The organism is Acidovorax sp. Root219, from assembly GCF_001428665.1.
Lineage (GTDB): Bacteria > Pseudomonadota > Gammaproteobacteria > Burkholderiales > Burkholderiaceae_C > Acidovorax.
Genome location: NZ_LMIJ01000030.1, coordinates 198,351 through 221,905, shown reverse-complemented (window position 1 = coordinate 221,905; position 23,555 = coordinate 198,351). Strand labels below are relative to the sequence as shown.

Below are 23,555 nucleotides of genomic sequence, written 5' to 3'. Positions count from 1 at the left end.
CTGATTGCGTGATCACTTTGGGTGATCGCTATCCATCGGCAGCCATTCGCGGGGGCGCTTCATGTCTTTACCATCCGACTACCTGGTGCGGCGTCTGCGCATGCGCCATCTGGAACTGCTGGTGGCCCTTGTCGATGCGGGCTCAATGCGCGCCGCCGCAACCCATTTGAACTTGAGCCAGCCAGCGCTAAGCAAGATGCTGGGCGAGATCGAAGCGGGATTCGATGCCCGTCTTTTCGAGCGCACAGCGCATGGACTGGTAGCCAACGCTGCGGGAAACGCAGCGATCTACCGTGCCCGGGTCATCCTGGGCGAGCTTTCGCGCAGCAAGGACGAAGTGGATGCGGTGCGAGACGGCGCAGAGGGTTTGCTGCGATTGGGCACCCTCTCCGTGACCGCCACCGTGCCTCAAGCGGTGATCGAACTACGCAGGCGACTACCGCTTGCCAAAGTACAAGTGCACGAAGGCAGGGTCCGCGAGCTGATCCAGCGACTCTTGAACAGCGAGCTCGACTGCGTGTTCGGCGCCGTCACCCCCGAGCTGCTCACCAGCGCACAACTCTCGCTGCTCAAGCCGGAGTTGCTGGTGGCTGACGAACTGTGCGTGCTGTGCGCGCAAGGACACTCTCTGTCGCGCAAGCGCCGATTGACCTGGCGCGATGTTCACTTCCAGCCGTGGGTCGCCCCCCCAAAGGACACGCTGGTTCGACAGGCATTGATGACCGCGTTTCTCAACGCAGGCCTGAAGCCGCCAGAGCCCGCGATTGAAGTGCTCTCGTCTGTCACCCTCGGCAGCGTTTTGCGCCTTGATGAGAACATGCTCGGCGCAGTGCGCTTTGAACAGGCACGAGATGAACTGGCGCGCGGTGGCATCGTTCGTCTGCCCATCACACCGCCGGTGCTGCTTCCGTCGCTAGGTCTTTACACGCGGCAAGCTGCAGAAGGACCTCCCGCGGTCGTGCAGGCTTTTGCAGATGCAATTCGCTCGGTGAGCACCCGTGTCAACATACAGAAACCACCAGGCACGGCCAATAAAAGAAAGTCTGGATGATCCATCGCAGGTATTGCGCGGTCAGCCGTCGCACTTTGGTAACACCGTTCACGGCGGGGTGAAGGCAATCTACACCGCCGCACCGTCCTGGCAGGCTGAAGAAATACCTCCCAGCCAGCCCAGCAGCCCAACCCCGGTAAGCTCACTGGTCCCTCCTAGATAGCTTGACCCTGACCCCCATGCGCGGCGCCAACACCTTCACCGAGAGCCTGTTTCTTTCCGCATGCTCCAAGCTTGGGGCGATTGTCAATTTCCTACACTGCGCGAGTACAGATTCGGCACAACATTTAGGTACACCAGCTGCCGCGGGTACATATAAACATAGGTGATGTCGCAGGCCCACGATTGGTGCTGCCTGTCGCCGCTTGGACTCACAGACAGCGAGCGGTATCACCTTGAGCGGACCGCCGACTATCAACGGGCCCGAATGCACAAGATGCGCCGTTGACACATTTTGTTTTTCGGCGTTACCCGGCCAGTCTTGCGACAAGGCGTTTTGACACATTGTCAAAAGTTCGGGCTGTCTATAGAGATTCCGACATCTGTTATTGATAAGATTCCCAGTACCCCCATCAGCGGCGAGCTGGCCCCGCCGGTGGCAGCCTTCCATGCGGCTTTTTGCAACGCGAATGGCCGGGGCCCGGTCTCTGTGCGATATTCACGGGACCCCGTTCTGGAAACAGCCAACCCCGCAGCACCTGGCGCCACAGACCATGGAACGCACAGACCAACTCCTGGCCGACCTGAAGGAATGCGAAGCCGCAAGTCTCGTGGGTGCCCACGACGTGGGGGTCGAGATGGCGGTGCGTGCCTTGCGAGCCGCCAGGGAGTGCGGGCTGCAGCCCGAAGCCGCGTTGGCGGCAGCCTGGCTGGCCGAGCACCAACTGCGCCGGGGCGAGAGCGAAAAGGCGGCCGAGAGCGCCTTTGCCGCCCTGGCGGAGGCCGACGCGCTCGGGCTGCATGGGGTCGGGATCAAGCTGCGCAACACCTTGACCCGGGCCTGGTGCCAACTCGGTCGGGCTGACGAAGCGCTGCCCGAGGCAATGCAAGCGCTGGGGCGGGCGCGCACGCTGGGTGCGCCCGGGCTGGTATCGCGCAGCCTCTCCAGCCTGGCTGGCGTGGTGGAGCTGCTGGGCGATCATCCGCATGCGATCACCCTGCTGCACAAGGCGGATGAAGAGGCCCAGCGCGACGGTGACAAGGTGGCGCAATTCGCTGCCGTCGTGAATCTCGCGGGCGCACTGTGCCGGTCCGGGCGCAAGCTCGCCCATATGCCGGGCCCGCTGGCGCCAACCGAAGCGCAGGCTGCGGATCTGCGCGAAGCCCTGGCCGTGGTGCAGCGGGCGACGGCGCTCGCGCGGGGGCATGTCCGTTGGGAAATGGTCTGCGCCGAGATCGAATGCCTTGCCCTTGAGGCCCTGGGGCGGCTGCAGGAGATGCGCGCCGCAGTCGATCGGCACCGGGCATTCGCCATAGAGGCGAAGGCCCCGGATGCCCGTGCAGAAAACGAACTGCTCAACGCGGACTGGCTGTTGGCCAGCGGGCGCGCGGTCGAGGCCTGCGAAGCGCTGGACCACCGGGTGGATGCGGCCGCAGCCCAGAGAAACGAAGGATGCCGCCGGTGGTGGTGGAGATCCAGGTACCGTGCCTTCAAGGCCGCTGGCTCCGATGCGCAGGCACTGGCGGCACTGGAGTCCATGGTGGTCCAGGTGCGCCGCGACCGTGAACTCAGCCTGAACGCCCAGGCGCGCGTGCTGTTGGGCGAGGTGAGGATGGAAATCGCCCAGCAGGAACTCGCGCAATTGCGGCTCGAAGCCGAAGAACTGCGCGAGCGTGCCGATGTGGCGACGCAGAAATCCCTGCTCGACCCGCTCACCGGACTGGCCAACCGGCGGGCACTGGACGCCCGCCTGATGGCCGTTCTGCCGATGCGGCATGGGCAGGCGGAGGGCTTTTCGCTGGCCATCATCGACATTGACCACTTCAAGCAGATCAACGATGGCTGGGGCCACGACGTCGGAGACGCTGTGCTGCGCGAGATCGCCAAGTTGCTGACCAGCGGTGTGAGGGGTGGCGACTTCGTGGCGCGCATTGGCGGCGAGGAGTTCGTCATTCTGCTGTGGGGGCAGGCATTGGCGGATGCCTCCCTGGTGTGCGAACGGCTTAGGCAGCAGGTACAGGCACATGACTGGTCCCGGTTCGTGCCGGGGCGGGATGTGACTGTCAGCATGGGGCTGACCTGTGCCCAGCCCCTGGACGATGCGGCCCAACTTCTGCGGCGTGCCGACCAATGGATGTACACGGCCAAGCGCGAAGGGCGCAACCGATTGCAGGGGGAATGAGGTGGGTGGATCCACGCGATACGCATGCCCAGGCAAGACAGCCCGCGGAGCCCGCTGTTGAACGCTGCAACAGCTGGCCTGCCACACGGCCTGCGCGCGTGCAATCGCAGGGGCGTGCCGGTATTGAAGACAGGCCTATCTGCTAGGCGGCATCTGGCGTAGCGGGCGGCGCATCCGCCGTTCAAAATGGAGACAGAGCCCTTGGGGCCCGCGACACGACAGAACAACGACACACCAGGAGACCAAATGCGCCTTGCCTTCCCCCTCGCACGCCGATCGGCGCTGGCCCTGCTCACCGTGCTGGCACTGCCCGGCGCCTGGGCCCAGGCGCCGGCCTATCCCGACAGGCCCATCAAGCTGGTGGTGGGCTACCCGGCCGGCGGCGCGGTGGACATCGTCGCGCGCACGGTGGGCCAGGCCATGTCCATCAGCATGGGCCAGCCCGTCGTCATCGAGAACAAGCCCGGCGCCGGCACCAACATCGCAGTGAAGTCCGTGATCAGCGCGGCCCCCGACGGCTATACGCTGATGCTCGCGGCCAACGCACTGGCGGCCAACATGGCGCTGTACCAGCCCGCGCCGTTCGATGCCGAAAAGGACCTGGTGCTGATCTCGCAGGTGGGCCGGGTGCCCGTGGTCATTGCCGCGAACCCAGCGGTGCCGTACAACACCGTGGCGCAGCTCATCGCGGCGGCCAAGGCCAAGCCCGATGGCATCGCCTTCGCCAGCCCGGGCAACGGCGCCACGCCGCACATGGCGGTAGAGCTGTTCGCCAAGGCGGCCGGCATTGAACTGCAGCACGTGCCCTACCGCGGCGGCGGACCAGCCATCACCGACACCATCGGCGGCCAGGTGCCGCTGGTCGCAGTCAATGCGCTGGAGGCCCTGCCGCATGTGAAGAGCGGCAAACTCAAGGTGCTGGCCGCGCTGAGCGCCAACCGCACCAGCATCTTCCCGGACACGCCGACCATTGCCGAGTCCGGCTACCCCGGCTTCGAGGCATCTGTCTGGTATGGGCTGGTCGCGCCTGCGGGCACGCCCAAGGCCGTCACCGACAGACTGCATGCCGAAGTGCAGAAGGCGCTTGGGCAGCCCGAGGTCAAGGCGCGCATGACCGGCGTGGGCGGCGAGGTCACGCCCGGCAGCAGCGCGCAGTTTGCCGCCCTGGTGCGCTCCGAACGCCAGCGCTACGAAAAGCTGGTCAAGGAAACCGGCATCAAGCCGGACTGAACAAGCCCATGGCTGACTTCCTGCCCCGGCGCCGATTCCTGCCCCTGCTGGGTCTGCCCTTGCTCGCCATGGCGCGGCGTGCGCATGCGGCGGCCGACTTTCCCTCGCGGCCCGTGCGCATCATCGTGCCCTTCACGCCCGGGGGCTCCAGCGACATCCTGGCGCGCGCCGTGGGGCTGGAGCTGGGTCAGTCGCTGGGTCAGCCTGTCATCGTGGAGAACGTTCCGGGCGCGGGTGGAACTTTGGGCTCCGAGCGTGCCCTGCGCTCGCCGCCCGACGGCCACACCCTCTTCATGGGCCACACCGGCACGCTGGCGGTCAACCCCTGGCTGTACCCGCAGCTCGGCTTTGACCCGCTCAAGGCGTTCGCGCCCGTGGCGCTGGTGGCCCGGGTGCCCAACGTGCTGGTGCTCCATCCCTCGGTGCCGGCCGGCAGCCTGGCCGAGCTGGTGGCTTACTCGCAGTCGCACCCCGAGCGGCTGGCCTATGGGTCGGGTGGCAATGGCAGTGCGGCCCACCTGGCGATGGAACTGCTCAAGCTGCAGACGGGGTTGAAGGCCTTGCACGTGCCCTACAAGGGCACGGCACCCTCGGTGAACGACCTGCTCGCGGGCCAGGTGCAGATGCTGTTCACCGGTGTGCCGGCGCTGCTGCCGCACATCAAGGCCGGCAAGATGCGGCCCCTGGCTGTGTCGGGCCGCCAGCGCCTGGTGCAACTGCCCGAGGTCCTCACGGTCGGGCAGTCCGGTGTGCCGGGCACGCAGGGCTTCGAGGCCGACCAATGGTACGGACTGGTCGCCCCCGCGCGCACGCCGACCGAGGTGGTGCAGCGGCTCAACGCGCGCACCAACGATGCCCTGGGGGCGCCGGCTGTGGCCCAGCGCCTGGGCAGCGAAGGGGCCGAGCCGACACCGGCCACGGCCCCGGCGTTCGGCGCCCTGATCGCCAGGGAAAAGGCCCGCTGGGAATCCGTGGTCAAGGCCGCCGGGGTGAAGGCCGAGTAGGGTAGCGCAGCCTTTCGATCACCCGGTTGTGTCTGCGGTCTCGCATTCCGCCGCCTTGATGTCGCCCAGCGGTGACAGCAGTGCCGGATCGAACACGCGCGGTGCCAGGCCATCGCGCAGGCGCTGCGGCCAGTCGGGGTTGGCGAGCGCGCCGCGCCCCAGGGCCACGAGGTTGGCGCCATCGTCCAGCGCGCTCGCGGCCCGCGCGGGATCGTGCAGACCGCCGTTGGCGATGAGGGTGACACCCGGCGCATGGCGGCGCGCCAGGTGCACCAGGCTGGCGCCCGCATCGGCGAAGGCCGGTCGCCAGGCCTCGAACTCGGTGACGTGCAGGTAGTCCGCGCCCGACTGCGCGAGGGCGCTGAACACGGTGGCCGCACCGGCCTCGGCCTCGGGCCACCGGTGGCTGAAGTCATTGACCTTGCCCTGCGAGATGCGCACCCCGACCGGCGAGGTGGTGCCCAGCTCTTGCTTCACGCCCTGCACCACCTCGCAGGCCAGCCGCACGCGTTGGCCGATGGCGCCGCCCCAGCCATCGCTGCGGGTGTTGGTATGGCCTGTGAGGAACTGGTCGAGCAGGTAGCCATTGGCGCCGTGGACCTCCACGCCGTCGAAGCCGGCCACCTCCACGGCAAGCCGTGCCGCCTGGCGAAAGCCGGCAATGGCCTCGGCGATGTCGGCCTCGCTCATCGCCACGGGCACCGCGTAGGGGCCTTCGCCGCGGTACAGCGCCATCTGCTGCCCCAGCGGGCGCACGGCCGAAGGCCCTGCCGTGTGGCTGCGGAACCGATTGAACTGCGACAGCGCGCCCGCATGCATGAGCTGTGCGAACACGCGCCCGCCCGCCGCGTGGATGGCCTGCACCACGGGGCGCCAGGCCAGGGCCTGCGCGCGGTCGCTCAGCCCCGGCTGGTGGGCATAGCCCTGGGCAAAGGCCTGGTCGGTGTAGATGCCTTCGGTGACCACCAGGCCGAAGCCACCCTCTGCAAATCGCGCGTAGTAGCGCGCCATGCGCTCCGTGGCCTCGCCCGTTGGCGTGGCGCTGACGCGTGTCATGGGTGCGACCACCAGGCGGTTGGGCAGTTCCAGGCTGCCGAGGCGGACGGGCGACAGCAGGCGCGTCATGCCTGCGCTCCAGGGAGGGTGGCGATGGCCTCGATCTCGATCATCGCGTCGGGCGAATACAGGCCCGAGACCTCGACGATGGTGTCGGCCGGGTAGGGCGCAGAAAACCATTTCCGGCGCAGCTCCACGATCTTCGGAAAGTGCGCCATGGAGGTCAGGAAGATCGTGACCTTGGCCACATGACGCAGGTCCGTGCCGGCGGCCTTGAGAACGCGGTCGAGGTTTTGGAAGGCCTGTTCGGCCTGGGCATCGAAGTCGCCCTTGCCGACGATGGCGCCATCGTCGCCGATGGCCGCCTGGCCCGAGACGAAGACCAGGTTGCCCAGCGCAATGGCCTGGGACAGCAGGAAGGGGGCATAGGGGTCGGGCTGGGTGTGGACTTGCGTGAGTGGCATGGTGGTTTCCTTGATGGATGAACAGGATTGGGTCATGTGCCGCCCGAAGGCGATGACATGCCGCCAGTTTCTTCAAAGGAGTGGCACTCGACAAAGGTTGATTTCTCAGGCAACGGATGAGTAGAACTAAACTGTCACTATGCGCAGACTTCCCCCCTTGGGTGCCATGCGGGTGTTCGAGGCCGCCGCGCGGCGGTTGAGCTTCAAGGACGCGGCCGACGAGCTGCACGTCACTCCCACGGCCGTAAGCCACCAGATCAAGCTGCTGGAGGAGCACCTGGCCGTGCGCCTGTTCGAGCGCGGCACGCGCCAGGTGTCGCTGACGGCTGCAGGGCACCAGCTGTTTCCGGTGCTGCGCGATGGGCTGGACAACTTCGAGCGCGCGGTCGAGCGCGTGCGCCGCACCGAGGGCCAGGTACAGACGGCCACGCTGTCATCGACCGTGGCCTTCATGGCCAAGGTGTTGGCGCCGCGCGTCGGCTCGTTCAGCGCACAGCACCCGGGCTGGGCCCTGCGCCTGGATGCCAGCCACCGGGTGGTGGACCTCGACACCGAGGCCGACGCTGCCATCCGCTACGGCAGCGGGCGCTACGCCGACATGGTGGTGGAGTCCCTGTTCCAGGACCGCTTTGCCCCCGTGTGCACCCCCGCCCTGGCGGCAGTGGCGCTGCGCGACCTGGGTGCCGTGCCGTTGGTCCATTTCGAGTGGGGCCAGGCGCCGCGCGACGAATCCCTCGCGCCGGTCTGGCGCACCTGGCTGCAGCGGGCAGGGCTGGTCGGCGACGCGCCATCGGATGCGGGGCTGTCGTTCACCGAAGAGATGCATGCCGTGCAGGCCACCGTGGCGGGCCAGGGCGTGGGCCTGCTCAGCCTGACGCTGGTGGCAGACGAGCTGCGCTCGGGCGTGCTGGTCCAGCCCTTCGATCTCGCGGTGGACAGCTACCGCTACGACCTGGTCTACAGCCCACGCGCGGCCGACCGGCGGGCCACGCAGGTGCTGCGCGAGTGGGTCCATTCCCAGTTCGGCAACCTGTCTTGACAGGTTTTCAGCGCAGCCCCATGTAGCTGGTCCACTTGCGCTCGTAGCCGTTCTTCTCGAACTCGTCGGCCATGAAGTCGATGAAGGAGCGCACCTTGGCCGACAGGTGCTTGCGGCTCGGGTAGGCGATGTTGATCTGGATGCGCGGCAGGTCCCAGTCGTTGAGCACGGGCACCAGCCGCCCGGCCACGATGTCGTCGTAGACGATGTAGCTCGGCTGCACCAGGATGCCCAGGCCGCTCAGCGCCGCGGCGCGCAGCACCTGGCCATCGTTCGATTCGAGCAGGCCCTGGATGGCCACGACGCAGCTGTCCGCGTCGCGGGTCAGGCGCAGCTCGTGCGCGTGGTTGGCGTACACATAGATCAGGAAGTCGTGCGCAGAGAGTTCGCTCGGCGACTGGGGCATGCCGTGCGACGCCAGGTAGGCCGGCGAGGCGCACAGCACCCGCCGGGTGGAGGCCAGCTTGCGGATGGTGATGCTGCTGTCGGGCTCGAACTCGCGGTTGCGGATCGCCACGTCGATGCCGTTCTCGATCATGTCCAGGTAGCGGTTGGCCGCCTCGATGTGCACGCGCACCTGCGGGTACAGCCGGTGGTACTGCGCCAGGCGCGGGGCGATCAGTTGCATCGAAAACGACAGCGAGGCGCTGACGCGCAGCACCCCCGAGGGCTTGAGCGTGCTGGAGTTGATGGCCGTCTCTGCGTCCTGCAGCTCGGCGAGCACGGCGCATGCGCGCTCGTAGAACTCCTGGCCCTCGCTCGTCAGGTACAGCCGCCGGGTGTTGCGCTCCACCAGCCGCGCCTTGAGCCGGCCTTCAAGCGATGCCAGGTGGCGGCTGGCTGCGGGGTTGGACAGCCCCAGCGCCTCGGCCGCGCCGCCCATGCTGCCCACTTCGGCGACCTTGATGAACAACTCCAGCTCGGTAAGGCGGTCCATATTTTCATTTGACGGAAATCTTCATTCCATTTTGACCTGTTTATATTGTTTTGTGGAAATCATAAAGTCCGGTCTCACAGCCAGCGAACACCACGGCGGAGACAGGAACCATGCGCAACCTTGACCAGGACAACATCACCCAGGCGGTCATCGCCAGCTTTGCCGGCACCGCCGACCCGCGCCTGAAGCAAATTCTCATCAGCCTGGTGCAGCACCTGCATGCCTTTGCCCGCGAGGTGGAACTGACCGAGGACGAGTGGTTCAAGGGCATAGCCTTCCTCACCCGCTGCGGCCACATCACCGACGACAAGCGCCAGGAGTTCATCCTGCTGTCGGACGTGCTGGGCCTGTCCATGCTCACCGTGGCCATGAACAACCACAAGCCCGAGGGCTGCACCGAGGCCACGGTGTTCGGCCCCTTCTACGTGAAGGACGCGCCGCAGTACGAACTGGGCGCTGACATCGCCAACGGCGCCAAGGGCACGCCCTGCCAGGTGCGCGGCACGGTGCGTGGCACGCGGGGCGAGGCCATTGCCGGCGCCACGCTCGATGTCTGGCAGTCCGACGACGACGGCCTGTACGACGTGCAGCACGAGGCGCTGGAGCAGGCGCAGGCGCGCGGGCAGCTGCGTGCCGACGGCGAGGGCCGCTACCACTTTCGCTCCATCGTCGCCGTGCCCTACGCCATTCCGCACGACGGGCCCGTGGGCGCCATGCTGCAGGCCACCGGCCGCCACCCCTGGCGCCCGGCGCACCTGCACTTCATGGTGAAGGCGCCGGGCTACGAGACGCTGATCACCCACGTCTTCCGGCAGGACAGCGACTACCTCGATTCCGACGCGGTGTTCGGTGTGCGCCAGTCCCTGGTCTGCGACTGGGCCGTGCAGCCCGATGGCAGCTACCTGCTCGCGTACGACTTCGTGCTCAACCCGGCGAAGGCGGGGGTCCCTGCATGAACCACACCAGCTCCACTGCCATCCGCCACATCGTGATGTGGAACGTGCAGGGCGACACGCCCCCCGAGCGCCAGCACAACATCGAGCGCCTGTGCGCCAGCTTCGCCAGCCTCAAGGGCCGCATCCCCGGCCTGCGGCACCTGGAGATCGGCGTGGACGTGAGCCGCACCGGCTACGCCTGCGACGTGGTGCTCTACAGCGAGTTCGATTCGCCCGAGGCCCTGGCCGCCTATGCCGAGCACCCCGAGCACCTGCGCGTGCGGGCCGAACTGGGCGCCATGCGCACCGCGCGCTACCAGGTGGACTACCCAGTGGCTGCGGCATGAGTGCCCCGCCGGAGAACCACCCCATGCACGACTTCGTCTACCGCCACCAGTCGCCGCGCACCGTGTTCGGCGCCGGGGCGCTGGCCCACCTCGAACGCGAGATCGATCTGCTGGGCGCGCGGCGCGCCCTCGTGCTGTGCACGCCCGGGCAGGTGGCGCAGGCCCGGCAGGTGGCAGACCGCCTGGGTGCGCGCGCAGCCGGCGTCTTTGCCCGGGCCGAGATGCATGTGCCCATCGAGGCCGCACGGGCGGCGCGTGACGAGGCGCGCCGGCTGGGGGCCGACTGCGCCGTCGCCATCGGCGGCGGCTCCACCATCGGCCTGGGCAAGGCGATTGCGCTCGACTCGGGCCTGCCCATCCTGGCCATACCGACCACCTACGCGGGCAGCGAGATGACGCCGATCTACGGCATCACCGAAGCCGGCCTCAAGACCACGGGCCGCGATGCCCGGGTGATGCCGCGCACGGTGATCTACGATCCCGAGCTCACGCTGTCGCTGCCCGTGCCGCTGAGCATCACCAGCGGCATCAATGCCATTGCGCATGCGGTAGAGGGCCTGTATGCAGAGGACGGCAACCCCGTCATGGACCTGATGGCCGAAGAGGGCATCCGCGCCTTGGCCCGGGCGCTGCCGGCCCTGCACCGTGACGGCAGCGACGTGCAGGCGCGCGGCGATGCCCTGTACGGCGCCTGGCTGTGCGGCAGCGTGCTGGGCAATGTCAGCGTGGCCCTGCACCACAAGCTGTGCCACACCCTGGGCGGCAGCTTCAGCCTGCCGCACGCCGAGACCCACACCGTGGTGCTGCCGCATGCGCTGGCCTTCAACCTGGGCCATGTGCCGGCTGCGGCCAAGCGCATCGCACGCGCCCTGGGTTGCGTAGCGCCTGGCGACGTGGCCGGCGCGCTGTTCGACCTGGCGCAGGCCGCGGGGGCGCCCGTGGCCTTGCGTGACCTGGGCCTGCGAGAAGCCGACCTCGACACGGCCTGCGACCTGGCCCTGACCCAGCAGTACCCCAACCCCCGGCCGCTGGAGAAGGGCGCCGTGCGCCATCTGCTGCAAATGGCCTACGAGGGGCGAAGACCCGCGCCATCGCCGTAACGAACAAGCATTCCACAGGAGACAAGCATGACAACGAAAGCAACCCAACCATCTCCCCGCCGCCACCTCATGGGGCTGGCGCTGCTCGCGCTGGCGCAGTGCCTGGCCACCCCGGCCCTGGCGCAAGACAAGTACCCGAGCCGCCCCATCAAGGTGATCGTGCCTTTCCCGGCGGGCACAGCGCCCGACGTGATGGCGCGCTTCTGGGCCGAGCGGTTGTCCAAGGCCGTGGGCCAGGGCGTCATCGTCGACAACCGGCCGGGCGCCAGCACCATCGTCGGCACGCAGCAGTTCGTGGCTGCGCCGGCCGACGGCTACACCTTCCTGTACACCGCCAGCGGCACGATCTCGATCAACCCCTATGTCTACAGGAAGCTGCCCTACCAGGTCGGCGACCTGGTGCCGGTGATCCAGACCCTGTCGATCCCGCTGGTGATCACCGTGGCCAGCAGCTCGTCCTTCAAGACCCTGCCCGACCTCATCAAGGAGGCCAAAGACAAGCCGGGCAAGGTGAGCTATGCGTCCTACGGCGTGGCGACGGCGCCGCATGTGTCCATGGCGCATTTCGCCAACAGCGCCAACGTTGCGATGAACCACGTGCCCTACAAGGACGGCGGGCTCAACGACATCGTGGGCGGCACGGTGGACACGGCCTTCAGCCCCATTGCCGACGTGCTGCAGTTCATCCGCACGGGCCGGGTGCGGGCGCTGGCCGTGTCGAGCCGCCAGCGCCTCGAATCCCTGCCCCAGGTGCCCACCGTGGCGGAGACCTTCCCGGGCTTCGAGGGCGACTCCTGGCATGGCATCTTTGCCCTGAAGGGCACGCCGCAGGCCGCCATCGACATGGTGGCCGCCGCGTCGCAGAAGATCGTGGCATCCGACGAGTACAAAAAGTACCTGGGCAGCATGGGCCTGGTGCCCATCGGCGGCACGCCCGAGGCCTTTGCCAGTGTGCTGCAGGTGGACGGCAAGCGCTGGGTCAACGTCATCAAGGGCAACAACATCACCCTGGACTGAGGGGGGCTTGCTCAGGCGTGGCCGCGGTCCGCTGCGGCCGGACGCTGCGCCAGCCCCTTCCAGGTGACGGGCTGCCACAGCGCCAACTGCGCCAGCGCCGGGCTGGTGTTGACCAGGTCGGCGATCGAGTAGCGATCGAGCTCGCGCAGGAAGACCTCGGTGGCCTGCCGCAGGGCCACCTCCAGGCCGCAGCCCCCGGTCAGCACGCAGTGGTTGTCTTCGCCCATGCATTCCACCAGTGCGAAGTCGGCCTCCAGCCGGCGCACCACCTCGCCGAGCGAGAGCTTGCGTGGGTCGGCCGCCAAGCGCATGCCGCCGTTGCGGCCGCGCACCGTGTCCACCCAGCCGGTCTTGCCCAGCGCCTGGGTGACCTTCATCAGGTGGGCCTGCGAGATGCCAAAGGCCTCGGTGATGTCGGCGATGGTGACCAGGGCCTCGGTGCGCGAGGCCAGCACGAGCAGCACGCGCAGGGAGTAGTCGGTGAACAGGGTCAGGCGCATGGGGCAGGGCAGGGTGGCATTGCGCCGGATTGTGTCAGTTGGCGTGCTGCACGGCTGTGGTGCCGTCCAGCGCATCGGCAAACCCGTGGTTCACATCGCGGTGGCCTGCCTCGTCGGCACGCACGGCCAGCACCACGTCGCGCAGCCGGGCGTCGGCCGGCAGGTTCCAGTAGGCGATGGCCAGGGCCGGGGCGGGGATGTTCTCCACGCGGCCTGCGTCGATCTCCTCCAGGTACAGGGTGTAGCTGACCACGGCCTGTTCTTCGAAGTAGCCCACCAGCCGGTGTGCGGTGCGCGACGAGACCAGGTACAGCGCAAAGAAGAAGACGAAGAACACGGCCTGGGTCAGCAGCACCACGGCGCGCTCGAACCCGTTGGGCTTGGCGATCTGCACGAAGGTCATCAGGTGCATGCGCTCGTTCTCGGCTTCGTCGAGCAGGGTGCGGATCCAGCCTGCGTCGTCCACCATCCAGCGCAGACAGCGCAGATGCACGAGCATGCCGCCCACCATGCCGGGAACGGCGGCTACGGTTTCCAGAACAATGGCGCGGTTGCCGTAGCGCTTGGCGAAGAAGGTGTCGGCCAGAAAGCGCAGCGCGAGCGTGATGGACAGGGCCACGCGGTCAGAGAAGCCGGTGGCGGCGTGGTGCGAATCGAGGTTGTCAGCGAGGTCGTTGTCGTGGGTCATGGTGCATTCCAGTAGTGGCGCTGGGATCGAGTGGCCAAGGTTCTGGGTGGTTTGCTGCCTACCGCGCCGCGTAAACATATATTTAATATATATGTTTTTGGGGGCAATGTCAATTCAGCCGACCTGTTGCGCCAGGCTTGCCGCGGTATCCCGGCGCCGTTGCTCAGGTCTTGGGCCGCAGCCGCGCCAGCAGCGGTGCGCCGAAGAGGTTGACGAACAGCCCCAGCATCAGCAACGCGCCGCCCGCGAAATGCACCGGCTGCAGTGTCTCGCCAAAGGCCAGCCAGCCCGTCGTCAGGCCCACCAGCGGCACCAGCAGCGTGAAGGGCGCCACGCGGTTGATGGGGTAGCGCGAGAGCAGGAAGGTCCACACCCCATAGCCGAACAGCGTGGCCGCCCAGGCGAGGTAGGCCACCGAGGCGAAGGAAGCCAGGCCGAAGCCCTGCAGTGCGGTCGAGATGGCGGCAGGCCCTTCGATCAGGACCGAGAGCGCCAGCAGCGGCAGCGGTGGCACCAGGCTGGCCCAGACCACGAAGGCCAGCTGGTTCATGGGCCCGTGCCGGCCCACGGCCCGGCTCACGATATTGCCGCAGGCCCACATGGCGGCGGCGGCCACCGTGAGCAGAAAACCCAGCAGCGGCATCGAGGCGCCATGCGCGCTGCCGATCAGCACCAGCCCCCCGGCCGCGAGCAGCAGGCCGGCCAGCTGGTTGCCCTGCCAGCGCTCGCGCAGCCACAGGGCCGTGAGCACCAGCGTGAAGAACGATTGCGACTGCAGCACCAGCGAGGCCAGCCCCGAGGGCATGCCCACGTGGATGGCGCTGAACAAAAAGGCGAACTGCCCCACCGACATGGTCAGCCCGAAGGCCAGGTACAGGCGCAGGGGCACCTTCGGCGCCTTGAAGAACAGCAGCGCCGGAAAGGCTGCGAGCATGAAGCGCAGCGCCCCCAGCAGCAGCGGCGGCACGCCGGCCAGGCCGACCTTGATGACGGCGAAATTGACACCCCAGACGAGGATCACGAGCAGCGCGAGCACCAGGTCGCGCGGGCGCAGGGCGGCGGGCGCGCTCATGCGGCGGACCTTGGACAGGCTGAACAGAGGGGGTGGGGCAGGGGAGTGATTCGGCAGGGCATTCCCGAATCTTAGGCCTTGCCCGTGTCCAGCTCCATGCACGCGGGGGACAACCGGGCGTCAGAATCGGACATTCCAGCGCCGCTTGGTGCCCGCGCTTTCAGGGCGCATCGATCACGATGGCCCGGAAGTCGTTCACATTGGTCAGCGTGGGCCCGGTCACCACCGCATCGCCGAGCGCGCCGAAGAAGCCATGGCCATCGTTGCGTGCCAGGGCGTCGGCCGGCCGGATGCCCAGGGCCTGCGCGCGCTGCAGCGTGGTGGGCGTGAGCTGGGCACCAGCGATCTCTTCCTGCCCATCCACGCCATCGGTGTCGCCAGCCAGCGCATGGATGCATGGGTGGCCCTGCAGCGCCAGTGCCATGGACAGCAGGCATTCCACATTGCGCCCGCCGCGCCCGTCGCCGCGCACGGTCACGGTGGTCTCGCCGCCAGAGAGCAGCACGCACGGCGCCGCAAACGGCTGCTGGCGCTGCGCCACCTGCAGCGCAATGCCGCCCAGCACCCGGCCCACGTCGCGCGCCTCGCCCTCCAGCGCATCGCCCAGGATGCAGGGGGTGTAGCCTGCCTGGCGCGCCACCTCGGCAGCAGCCTCCAGCGCCATCTGCGGGGTGGCGACCATGCGCACGTCGCTGCGGGCCAGGTGGGGGTGGTCCGGCTTGGGCGATTCGCCCCGGCCCGATTCCAGCACCTCGCGCACGGCGGGCGGCAGCACGATGCCGTGGCGGCGCACGATGTCCAGCGCATCGGCACAGGTCGTGACGTCGCCCACGGTAGGGCCGGAGGCGATGTTGGCGGGCGCGTCACCGGGCACGTCCGACAGCAGCAGGGTCAGCACGCGCGCCGGGTGGCAGGCCAGCGCCAGCCGCCCGCCCTTGATGGCCGAGAGGTGGCGGCGCAGGCAGTTCATCTCGGCGATGGTGGCGCCGGACTGCAGCAGCGCGCGGTTCACCTCCTGCTTCATGGCCAGGGTGATGCCGGGCAGCGGCAAGGGCAGCAGGGCCGAGCCGCCGCCCGAGATCAGGCACAGCACCAGGTCGTCCGCGCGCAGCCCGGCCACGAGGTCGAGCATGCGCTGCGCCGCCGCCATGCCGGCGGCATCGGGCACGGGGTGGGCGGCCTCCACGATCTCGATGTGGCGGCAGGGCACGGCGTATCCATAGCGCGTGACGACCAAGCCCGAAAGCGGTCCATCCCAGTGCTCTTCCACCGCCCGCGCCATGGCGGCCGATGCCTTGCCCGCGCCGATGACGACCAGGCGGCCCGAGCCCAGCGACGCAGGGGAGGGCAGGTGCGGCGGCACGCACAGGGCAGGCTGGGCGCTGGCGATGGCCGCGTCGAACATGCGGCGCAGCAGGTCCTGCTGCGGGGTGGGCGGCCGCATTTCAGCGGGCGGCCGGCTGGCCGATCTCGAAATTCGCCATGGCTTCGAGCGCACGCACCAGGGCCGAGTGGTCCCAGGCCGCCCCGCCATGCGCCACGCAGGTGTTGAACAGCTCTTGCGCGGTGGCGGTGTTGGGCAGGGCCACGCCCAGGGCGCGTGCGCTGGCCAGGGCCAGGTTCAGGTCCTTCTGGTGCAGCTCGATGCGAAAGCCGGGGTCGAAGGTGCGGCGCAGCATGCGCTCGCCATGCACTTCGAGGATCTTCGACGAGGCGAAGCCGCCCATCAGCGCCTGGCGCACGCGCGCCGGGTCGGCACCGGCCTTGGCGGCGAACAGCAGGGCCTCGGCCACGGCCTCGATGTTCAGCGCCACGATGATCTGGTTGGCCACCTTCGCGGTCTGCCCGTCGCCGTTGCCGCCCACCAGGGTGATGTTCTTGCCCATCAGCTCGAACAGCGGCCGGACGCGCTCGAACGCTGCATCCGGGCCGCCGACCATGATGGACAGCGTGGCGTTCTTCGCGCCCACCTCGCCGCCCGAGACAGGCGCGTCAAGGTAGTCGCAGCCCAGGGCGTTGATGCGCTGCGCGAAGTCCTTGGTGGCAATCGGCGAGATGGAGCTCATGTCCACCACGGTCTTGCCCTTGCTGAGACCGGCCGCCACGCCGGTCTCCCCGAACAGCGCTGCCTCCACGTGCGGCGTGTCCGGCACCATGGTGAAGACGACGTCTGCACGTTCGGCCACGCCACGCGCGGTGACGCACTGCGTGGCCCGGCTTTCGGCAATGGCCGGCGGCACGCGCCCGCGGGTGTGCACGAAGAGCTGGTGGCCGGCCTGGATCAGGTGCTGCGCCATGGGCGCGCCCATGGTGCCCAGGCCGATGAAACCGATCTTGAGGGAAGTGGTGGTCATTGGGAGATGTCCTTGCAAGTCATGGTTGGGTAAGGGCTTCGCGCCAGCCCAGGCCAGCCTCGGTGGTGGTGGCGGGCTTGTATTCGCAGCCGATCCAGCCCGTGTAGCCGATGGCGTCGATGTGCTGGAACAGCCAGGCGTAGTGGATCTCCCCGGTGCCCGGCTCGTTGCGGCCCGGGTTGTCGGCCAACTGGATGTGGCCGATGCGCGCCAGATGTTTCTGCAGCGTGGCGGCCAGCTCGCCCTCCATGCGCTGGGCGTGGTAGATGTCGTACTGCACGAAGGCGTTGCTGGCATCCACCTCGTCCAGCAGGCTGAGTGCCTGGGCCGTGGTGTTCACGAAGAAGCCCGGGATGTCATGGGTGTTGATGGGCTCGACCAGCAGGCGCAGCCCGGCCTGGCGCAGCTCCTGCGCGGCAAAGCGCAGGTTCTCCACCAGCGTGCGGCGCAGCAGCGCCGGGGACGCATCGACCGGCGCCTTGCCGGCCAGGCAGTTGAGCTGGTTCACGCCCAGGGCCTGGGCATAGGCAATGGCCTGCGCCACGCCGTCGCGGAACTCGGCTTCGCGCCCCGGCAGGCAGGCGATGCCGCGCTCGCCCGCGCCCCAGTCGCCCGCAGGCAGGTTGTGCAGCACCAGCTGCAGGCCATGGGCGTCGAGCTGGGCCCGGATCTCCTCGGCCGGCCAGGCGTAGGGGAAGAGGAACTCGACGGCCGTGAAGCCGGCGCGCGCGGCGGCACCAAAGCGGTCGATGAAAGGCAGCTCGGTGAAGAGCATGGTCAGGTTGGCGGCAAAGCGGGGCATGCGGGTGTCTCCTTGAATGTTGTTCAGTCGAGCAGGCCGGCGAGTTCCAGGCCGGCGCGGCCACCGGGGTGGCGGCAGTCGATGGCCTCGAACTCGTTGACCTTGTCGATCTCGGTGCCCATGGCGATGTTGGTGACCTTCTCCAGGATCACCTCCACGACCACCGGCACGCGGTGCTCGCGCGCCAGGGCCAGGGCCTCGGTGAGGGCGCCAGCGATCTTCTCGGGGTCGGTCACGCGCAGCGAGCGGCAGCCCAGGCCCTGCACCACGGCCTGGTGGTCCACGCCGTAGCTGCGCAGGTCGCCTTCGCCCGGCGCCACGTTCTGGTTCTCGAAGGCCAGCTGCACGCAGTAGTCCATGTCGAAGCCGCGCTGCGCCTGGCGTATCAGGCCCAGGTAGCTGTTGTTGACCAGCACCTGCACATAGGGCAGGTTGAACTGCGCCCCCACGGCCAGTTCTTCCATCAGGAACTGGAAGTCGTAGTCGCCCGAGAGGCCGACCACCGTGCGCGTGGGGTCAGACGCCACCACACCCAGCGCAGCCGGAATGGTCCAGCCCAGCGGGCCGGCCTGGCCGCAGTTGATCCACTGGCGCGGGCCGTAGACCTTGAGGAACTGCGCGCCCGCGATCTGGCTCAGGCCGATGGTGCTCACGTAGATGGTGTCGCGCGGCAGCACGGCGTTCATCTCCTCGTACACGCGCATGGGCTTGATCGGGGTCTCGGTGAAGTGCGACTTGCGGTGCATCAGCGACTTGCGCTCGGCGCAGCGGCCGGCCCAGTCGCTGCGGTCGGGCAGGCCCCGGGCCTCCTTGCGCTCACGCGCCACCTGCACCAGCAGTTGCAGCGCGGCGCGCGCATCGCTGACGATGCCGAAGTCGGGGTTGAAGACCCGGCCGATCTGGGTGGGCTCGATGTCGATGTGTACGAACGTGCGCCCCTTGCAGTACACCTCGGGCGAGCCGGTGTGCCGGTTGGCCCAGCGGTTGCCGATGCCCATCACGAAGTCGCTGGCCAGCAAGGTGGCGTTGCCGTAGCGGTGGCTGGTCTGCAGGCCGCACATGCCGGCCATCAGCGGGTGGTCGTCGGGCAGGGTGCCCCAGCCCATCAGCGTGGGGATCACGGGCACGCCGGTCAGCTCGGCAAACTCCACCAGCAGGTCCGAGGCATCAGCGTTGATGATGCCGCCGCCGGCCACGATGAGCGGGCGCTCGGCGGCTTCGAGCATGTCCAGCGCCTTTTCCACCTGCCTGCGCGTGGCGGCGGGCTTGTAGACCGGCAGCGGCTCGTAGGTGTCGATGTCGAACTCGATCTCGGCCATCTGCACGTCGAAGGGCAGGTCGATCAGCACCGGCCCGGGCCGGCCCGAGCGCATCAGGTGGAAGGCCTGCTGGAAGGCGCGCGGCACCAGGGCCGGCTCGCGCACCGTCACGCTCCACTTGGTCACGGGCTTGGAGATGGACTCGATGTCCACCGCCTGGAAGTCCTCCTTGTACAGCCGGGCACGCGGCGCCTGGCCGGTGATGCACAGGATGGGAATGCTGTCGGCGATGGCCGAGTACAGGCCGGTGATCATGTCGGTGCCGGCCGGCCCGCTGGTGCCCACGCACACGCCGATGTTGCCTGCCCGGGCGCGGGTATAGCCCTCCGCCATGTGCGAGGCGGCCTCCACGTGGCGGGCCAGGATGTGGGTGAGCGACTGGCGCTCGCGCACCGCCGCATAGAACGGGTTGATCGCAGCGCCGGGCACGCCGAACAGCTGCGTGATGCCCTCTTTCTCCATCACCAACACGGCGGCCATGGCGGCCTTCATTGTTGCCATCGGGGTCTCCTGTCAAGGGGTTTGAAAACTGATGGACTGGATGCTCCCCGCATTGGCCAAAGCCCGGAACCCGCATCCAGGGCATTAGCGTTATTCCCTTTTGGAATGCAATCGGCCGCCAGGCGCTGCCGATAATCGTTTCCATGGATCGCCTTCTCGGAGTCAAACTGTTCGTGCGTGTGGTGGACCTGGGCTCGTTCAGCAAGGCCGCCGCCGAGATGGGCGTGGGCCAGCCCTCGGCCACCAAGCTCGTGGCCCAGCTCGAAAAGCAGCTCGGTTCGCGCCTGCTGCACCGCAGCACGCGCGGCGTGTCGCCCACCGAGATCGGCCGCCTGTACTACGCGAAGTGCAAGCTCATCACCCACCATGTCGAAGAGGCCGAGACCGTGGCCGCGCTGCTGCAGTCCCAGGTGCAGGGCGGGCTGCGCATCAGCACCTCGGTGGCCTTCGGGCGGCGCGTGCTGGTGCCGCTGGTGATGCGCTTCATGCGCGAGAACCCGCGCCTGCAGATCGAGCTGGTCTTCGAGGACCGCTATGTGAACCTGGTCGAGCAGGGCATCGACGTCGCCATTCGCATGGGCCGGCTGGCCGATTCGACACTGGGCGCGCGCTACCTGGGGCTCAACCCCTGGGTGCTGGTGGCGTCCGGCGACTACCTGGTGCAGCGCGGCACCCCCGCCGAGCCGGCCGACCTGGCGTGCCACGATGCCCTCATCTACAGCACCGCACAGGGCGATGCGCGCTGGCACCTGGGCAACGGCTCGGGCGCGGCGCTCACGGTGCCGGTGGCCGGGCCGCTGCGCTCCAACAACCTCTCGGCCCTGCTGGCCGCCGCGCGCGGCGGCATGGGCATCGCGGCGCTGCCGACCTACGTGGCGCACGGCTCGCTCGAGGGCGGCGCCGTCGTGCCGGTGCTGCCCGGCTGGACCCTGCCGCCGCAGGAGATCCATGCCGTCTACCCTTCGCCGCGCATGGTGCCTGCCAAGGTGGTGAGCTTCATCGAATGGCTGCAGCTGCAGATGGGCGAGTGCTGGTGGGCTGTGCAGGGCGGCGATCAATCGCCCTGAAGGGCCCTGGAAAAAGCGCTACGCTTGCAGTCCCTTCACCGATTTGCTGCGGGCCACCGCCGTTTTCCGACCATGCGCGAGACCATCCAGACCCTCGAACCCTCCATGATCCGCGAGGTCGCCAACGCCGGCCTGGGGCGCGACGACGTGCTGGCCTTCTGGTTCGGCGAGAGCGACGAGGTGACCCCCGAGGTGGTGCGCAACGCCGCCATCGAATCGCTGCAGCGCGGCGAGACCTTCTACAGCCACAACCTGGGCCTGCCCGCGCTGCGCGAGGCCGTGGCCCGCTACACCAGCGCCCTGCATCCGGCGGTGGATGCAGGCCGCATCGCCATCACGTCCGGCGGGGTCAGCGCGCTGATGCTGGCCGTGCAGACCCTGGTGGATGCGGGCGACGAGGTGGTGGTGGTCACGCCCGTGTGGCCCAACCTGGTGGCGCAGCCGGTGATATTGGGTGCGCGCGTGCGCACCTTGCCGCTCACGGCGGCGGACGGGCAATGGACCCTCGACATCGAGGCCCTGTGCCGCGCCGTGACCGTGGACACCCGCCTGCTCATCGTCAACGCGCCCAACAACCCCACGGGCTGGACGCTCACGCGCGCAGAGCAGCAACGCATCCTGGACCACTGCCGCAGCACGGGCACCTGGATCCTGGCCGACGAGGTCTACGAGCGCCTGTACTACGAACCCACGGCCAACCGCTGCGCGCCGAGCTTTCTCGATATCGCCAGCGCGGACGACCGGCTGGTGGTGGCGCACAGCTTTTCCAAGAGCTTTCTCATGACCGGCTGGCGCCTGGGCTGGCTGGTGCTGCCGCCCGTGCTGGTGGACGGCATCGCCAAGGTCATCGAGTTCAACACCTCGTGCGCCAGCGTGTTCACCCAGCGTGCGGGCCTGGCCGCGCTGGAGCACAGCGCCGAGATCACGCCGCGCGTGGTGGCCCATTTGCAAACCTGCCGCGACACGCTGGTGCCGCTCTTGGCCCAGGTGCCGGGCGTGAAGGTGGCGGCGGCGCACGGCGGCATGTACGCCTTCTTCCAGATCGAGGGCGTCACCGATTCCCTCGCACTGGCCAAGCGCCTGGTGACCGAGGCCGGCCTGGGCTTGGCACCGGGCAATGCCTTTGGCGCCGAAGCCCAGGGCTGGCTGCGCTGGTGCTTTGCATCCAAGGACCCGGCGCGCCTGGTCGAAGGCGTGCGGCGGCTGCGGGCCTGGCTGAAGGCCAACCCACACTGAGAGAATTCTTACTGGGCGTCCGCCTGGGCCGAGGGGTGCGCCTGCTGGAAGGCCGGCAGTGCGGCGCAGCGCTCGTCGATGGCCACCAGCGTCGGGTAGGGCGACAGGTCCACCTCGAAGCGGCGGGCGTTGAAGATCTGCGGCACCAGGCAGCAATCGGCCAAGGTAGGCGTGTCGCCAAAGCAGAAGCCGCCCGCTCTGCCTGCGGCAGTGATCTCGGCCTCCAGCGCCTCGAAGCCCTGGGCGATCCAGTGCTTGATCCAGTCGCTCTTGGCCGCGTCGGCCACGCCCAGGGTGCCGGTCAGGTACTTGAGCACCCGCAGGTTGTTGATCGGGTGGATCTCGCAGGCGATCACCAGCGCCAGTTGCCGCACGTAGGCACGGTCGGCGAGGGCGCTGGGCAGCAGCGGCGTGGCGGGGTATTTTTCTTCCAGGTACTCAAGAATGGCCAGCGACTGGCTCACGCGCATGCCGTCTTCGCCGAACACAGGTACCAGGCCCTGGGGGTTGATGGCCTTGTACTCAGGCTTCAGGTGCTCGCCGCCATCGCGCACCAGGTGCACGGGGATCTGGGTGGCTTCGAGGCCCTTGAGGTTGAGCGCGATGCGCACCCGGTAGGCGGCCGAGCTGCGGAAGTAGGTGTAGAGAATGCGGTCCATGGCAGAGATGATAGTGCGCGGCTTTCAGGCCAGGGCCAGGTAAACCCGTCCAGCTTCGATGCGCACGGGGTAAGTGCGCACGGCATCGGTCACGGGCTGGCAGGTGGGTGCGCCGCTGCGCACGTCGAACTTGCCCTGGTGCAGCGGGCATTCGATCTCGTGGCCATCGAGAAAGCCGTCGCACAGACGGGCGTGGCCGTGGGTGCACAGGTTGTCGGTGGCGTAGACGGTGCCGTCCACGCCGTAGAGCGCGATGTCGCGGCCCTCGACGGCCAGGCCGATCACGTCGTCCTGCGGCACCTCGTCGAAGGCGGCCGCATCGGTCCATTGCAGGGTGGTGGTGTTGTTCATGGCTTGGACTTTCTAGATCGGGTAGATGATCGAGTTGGGGATCATTTCGCTGTCGTAGACGACGAGCTTCTTCGCGAACTTCAGGCCATCGGGCGTGCGCACCACCTCGTCGATGTAGCGGCCGGCGTTGAACACCGTGGTCGCTTGCGACAGCTTGGTGCGCAGCACGGCGTAGTTGGCCTCGCAGTGGATGCGCTCGCCGTCGAGGGTGCGCACCACCGGCGCGCCGATGATGTGGCGCTGGTAGTAGGGGTCGTGGAACAGCGTCTCCTTGATGCCGTAGACCCGGTCCCGCAGCATGCCCTTGCTCTCGAACGACAGGGTGGCCAGCGGAAAGCCGCGCTCGTGGTTCTCGCGCGGCTGCAGGCGGTAACTGCAGTCCTCGGTGAAGAAGCCGGGCCACAGGTCCCAGTCGCCCGAGTCGACGGCGCTGGCGTAGTCGGCATAGAGCTGGGTCAGGGCGTAGTAGGTGGCGAAGTCCATC

The 23,555-nt window shown here is 68.2% G+C and carries 24 protein-coding genes; 11 read left to right on the top strand and 13 right to left on the bottom strand.

Annotation, left to right across the window (positions count from 1 at the left end; all coding sequences use genetic code 11):
* The first annotated feature begins 61 nt into the window (after window positions 1-61).
* The 4 genes from ASE28_RS26270 to ASE28_RS26255 all read left to right on the top strand — a co-directional run bounded on the left by ASE28_RS26270 (window position 62) and on the right by ASE28_RS26255 (window position 5,627).
* Window positions 62-1,051, top strand: a complete 990-nt coding sequence (locus ASE28_RS26270; protein ID WP_057269108.1) for a LysR family transcriptional regulator — start codon at window positions 62-64, stop codon at window positions 1,049-1,051.
* Window positions 1,052-1,659: 608 nt separating this feature from the next.
* Window positions 1,660-3,393 carry a diguanylate cyclase gene (locus tag ASE28_RS26265; RefSeq protein ID WP_082608262.1) on the top strand — a complete coding sequence of 578 codons (1,734 nt, stop codon included), beginning with the start codon at window positions 1,660-1,662 and terminating at the stop codon, window positions 3,391-3,393.
* Window positions 3,394-3,639: 246 nt separating this feature from the next.
* Window positions 3,640-4,623, top strand: a complete 984-nt coding sequence (locus tag ASE28_RS26260; protein ID WP_057269106.1) for a tripartite tricarboxylate transporter substrate binding protein — start codon at window positions 3,640-3,642, stop codon at window positions 4,621-4,623.
* Between the two features lie 8 nt (window positions 4,624-4,631).
* Window positions 4,632-5,627 carry a tripartite tricarboxylate transporter substrate binding protein gene (locus tag ASE28_RS26255; RefSeq protein WP_057269105.1) on the top strand — a complete coding sequence of 332 codons (996 nt, stop codon included), beginning with the start codon at window positions 4,632-4,634 and terminating at the stop codon, window positions 5,625-5,627.
* Window positions 5,628-5,645: 18 nt separating this feature from the next.
* Here ASE28_RS26255 and ASE28_RS26250 read toward each other — a convergent pair whose 3' ends face one another.
* A complete protein-coding gene (locus ASE28_RS26250; RefSeq protein WP_057269104.1) occupies window positions 5,646-6,752 on the bottom strand; it encodes an NADH:flavin oxidoreductase in 1,107 nt (368 codons plus the stop codon).
* Entirely contained in the window at window positions 6,749-7,147 is a 399-nt protein-coding gene (locus ASE28_RS26245) for a RidA family protein (protein ID WP_057269195.1), read from the bottom strand. The genes ASE28_RS26250 and ASE28_RS26245 overlap by 4 nt, the downstream gene beginning before the upstream one ends.
* Before the next feature lie 139 nt (window positions 7,148-7,286).
* Between ASE28_RS26245 and ASE28_RS26240 the strand changes: the two genes are divergently transcribed.
* Window positions 7,287-8,186: a LysR substrate-binding domain-containing protein gene (locus ASE28_RS26240; protein ID WP_057269103.1), complete on the top strand. Its 900-nt coding sequence runs from the start codon at window positions 7,287-7,289 to the stop codon at window positions 8,184-8,186.
* 7 nt (window positions 8,187-8,193) lie between these two features.
* Here ASE28_RS26240 and ASE28_RS26235 read toward each other — a convergent pair whose 3' ends face one another.
* A complete protein-coding gene (locus ASE28_RS26235) occupies window positions 8,194-9,123 on the bottom strand; it encodes a LysR family transcriptional regulator (protein ID WP_057269102.1) in 930 nt (309 codons plus the stop codon).
* 110 nt (window positions 9,124-9,233) lie between these two features.
* Between ASE28_RS26235 and ASE28_RS26230 the strand changes: the two genes are divergently transcribed.
* From ASE28_RS26230 to ASE28_RS26215, 4 genes are read left to right on the top strand one after another with little or no spacing between them, the layout of a single operon-like run.
* Window positions 9,234-10,079: an intradiol ring-cleavage dioxygenase gene (locus ASE28_RS26230; protein WP_057269101.1), complete on the top strand. Its 846-nt coding sequence runs from the start codon at window positions 9,234-9,236 to the stop codon at window positions 10,077-10,079.
* Window positions 10,076-10,405 carry a Dabb family protein gene (locus ASE28_RS26225; RefSeq protein ID WP_057269100.1) on the top strand — a complete coding sequence of 110 codons (330 nt, stop codon included), beginning with the start codon at window positions 10,076-10,078 and terminating at the stop codon, window positions 10,403-10,405. The genes ASE28_RS26230 and ASE28_RS26225 overlap by 4 nt, the downstream gene beginning before the upstream one ends.
* A 23-nt stretch (window positions 10,406-10,428) precedes the next feature.
* Complete coding sequence (locus ASE28_RS26220) at window positions 10,429-11,505, top strand: maleylacetate reductase (RefSeq protein WP_057269099.1); 1,077 nt, start codon at window positions 10,429-10,431, stop codon at window positions 11,503-11,505.
* Between the two features lie 27 nt (window positions 11,506-11,532).
* The gene (locus tag ASE28_RS26215) at window positions 11,533-12,522 is read left to right on the top strand and encodes a tripartite tricarboxylate transporter substrate binding protein (RefSeq protein ID WP_057269098.1); all 990 of its coding nucleotides are present in this window, start codon (window positions 11,533-11,535) and stop codon (window positions 12,520-12,522) included.
* 11 nt (window positions 12,523-12,533) lie between these two features.
* Here ASE28_RS26215 and ASE28_RS26210 read toward each other — a convergent pair whose 3' ends face one another.
* The 7 genes from ASE28_RS26210 to gcl all read right to left on the bottom strand — a co-directional run bounded on the left by ASE28_RS26210 (window position 12,534) and on the right by gcl (window position 19,758).
* The gene (locus tag ASE28_RS26210; protein ID WP_057269097.1) at window positions 12,534-13,022 is read right to left on the bottom strand and encodes an Rrf2 family transcriptional regulator; all 489 of its coding nucleotides are present in this window, start codon (window positions 13,020-13,022) and stop codon (window positions 12,534-12,536) included.
* 34 nt (window positions 13,023-13,056) lie between these two features.
* A complete protein-coding gene (locus ASE28_RS26205; protein ID WP_057269096.1) occupies window positions 13,057-13,710 on the bottom strand; it encodes an alternative oxidase in 654 nt (217 codons plus the stop codon).
* A gap of 163 nt (window positions 13,711-13,873) precedes the next feature.
* The gene (locus tag ASE28_RS26200; RefSeq protein ID WP_057269095.1) at window positions 13,874-14,782 is read right to left on the bottom strand and encodes an EamA family transporter; all 909 of its coding nucleotides are present in this window, start codon (window positions 14,780-14,782) and stop codon (window positions 13,874-13,876) included.
* A gap of 160 nt (window positions 14,783-14,942) precedes the next feature.
* On the bottom strand, window positions 14,943-16,226 hold the full coding sequence (locus ASE28_RS26195; RefSeq protein ID WP_057269094.1) for a glycerate kinase: 1,284 nt from the start codon (window positions 16,224-16,226) through the stop codon (window positions 14,943-14,945).
* 1 nt (window position 16,227) lies between these two features.
* The gene (gene glxR, locus ASE28_RS26190) at window positions 16,228-17,136 is read right to left on the bottom strand and encodes a 2-hydroxy-3-oxopropionate reductase (protein ID WP_057269093.1); all 909 of its coding nucleotides are present in this window, start codon (window positions 17,134-17,136) and stop codon (window positions 16,228-16,230) included.
* A gap of 19 nt (window positions 17,137-17,155) precedes the next feature.
* Window positions 17,156-17,938, bottom strand: a complete 783-nt coding sequence (gene hyi / locus ASE28_RS26185) for a hydroxypyruvate isomerase (protein WP_057269092.1) — start codon at window positions 17,936-17,938, stop codon at window positions 17,156-17,158.
* A gap of 23 nt (window positions 17,939-17,961) precedes the next feature.
* Window positions 17,962-19,758, bottom strand: a complete 1,797-nt coding sequence (gcl, locus tag ASE28_RS26180; RefSeq protein WP_057269091.1) for a glyoxylate carboligase — start codon at window positions 19,756-19,758, stop codon at window positions 17,962-17,964.
* A 143-nt stretch (window positions 19,759-19,901) separates the two neighbouring features.
* Between gcl and ASE28_RS26175 the strand changes: the two genes are divergently transcribed.
* Complete coding sequence (locus ASE28_RS26175; protein WP_057269090.1) at window positions 19,902-20,825, top strand: LysR family transcriptional regulator; 924 nt, start codon at window positions 19,902-19,904, stop codon at window positions 20,823-20,825.
* Window positions 20,826-20,897: 72 nt separating this feature from the next.
* Complete coding sequence (locus ASE28_RS26170; RefSeq protein WP_057269089.1) at window positions 20,898-22,061, top strand: pyridoxal phosphate-dependent aminotransferase; 1,164 nt, start codon at window positions 20,898-20,900, stop codon at window positions 22,059-22,061.
* An 8-nt stretch (window positions 22,062-22,069) separates the two neighbouring features.
* On the opposite strand, the gene maiA is transcribed toward ASE28_RS26170, so the two are convergent.
* The 3 genes from maiA to ASE28_RS26155 are packed head-to-tail and all read right to left on the bottom strand — an operon-like array spanning window position 22,070 to window position 23,554.
* Window positions 22,070-22,720, bottom strand: coding sequence for a maleylacetoacetate isomerase (maiA, locus tag ASE28_RS26165; RefSeq protein ID WP_057269088.1), 651 nt, complete (start codon window positions 22,718-22,720; stop codon window positions 22,070-22,072).
* Window positions 22,721-22,744: 24 nt separating this feature from the next.
* Entirely contained in the window at window positions 22,745-23,071 is a 327-nt protein-coding gene (locus ASE28_RS26160) for a non-heme iron oxygenase ferredoxin subunit (RefSeq protein ID WP_057269087.1), read from the bottom strand.
* A 12-nt stretch (window positions 23,072-23,083) separates the two neighbouring features.
* On the bottom strand, window positions 23,084-23,554 hold the full coding sequence (locus ASE28_RS26155; protein WP_057269086.1) for an aromatic-ring-hydroxylating dioxygenase subunit beta: 471 nt from the start codon (window positions 23,552-23,554) through the stop codon (window positions 23,084-23,086).
* Window position 23,555 lies beyond the last annotated feature (1 nt).